Annotated in this window: 1 pseudogene; it reads left to right on the top strand. The window is 65.6% G+C overall.

The annotated features are described in order from the left end of the window. Positions 1-605, top strand: a pseudogene (locus tag IMZ11_RS43355) (bifunctional glutamine-synthetase adenylyltransferase/deadenyltransferase); the annotation flags it as partial.

Raw genomic sequence — 605 nt, 5'->3', positions numbered from 1 at the left:
GTGGCCACCCGGGTTGTGTGTGAAGAAGGGAAGCAGCCCCGGCTGGCCGTCATCGCGATGGGCAAATGCGGTGCGCGCGAACTGAATTACGTCAGCGATGTCGACGTCATCTTCGTCGGCGAGGCCATCCCCGAGGGCGACGGCGACGACAATCTGGCCACCGCGACCCGGGTGGCCGGCGAGATGATGCGGTTCGCCGCCGACGCATTCTTCGAGGTCGACGCCGCCCTGCGTCCGGAAGGCAAACGCGGCCAATTGGTCCGGACCCTGGAATCCCACGTCGCCTACTACCAGCGCTGGGCAAAAACCTGGGAGTTCCAGGCACTACTCAAGGCACGTCCCGCCGCGGGCGACGCCGAACTCGGCAAGGCTTACATCGAGGCGCTGATGCCCATGGTGTGGACCGCATGCGAGCGTGAGGATTTCGTTCCCGAGGTCCAGGCCATGCGCCGACGTGTCGAGGAACTCGTTCCCGCCGGTGTGCGGGCCCGCGAACTCAAACTGGGCACAGGTGGCCTGCGCGACGTCGAATTCGCCGTTCAGCTCTTGCAATTGGTGCACGGGCGCAACGACGACTCGCTGCATGTGGCCTCCACCGTCGATGC

The sequence above is a fragment of the Microtetraspora sp. AC03309 genome, from assembly GCF_020826795.1.
In the GTDB taxonomy this organism is placed as follows: domain Bacteria; phylum Actinomycetota; class Actinomycetes; order Streptosporangiales; family Streptosporangiaceae; genus Microtetraspora; species Microtetraspora glauca.
The sequence above is the reverse complement of the archived record's forward strand: the minus strand, read 5'-3'. Positions and strand labels throughout refer to the sequence as shown.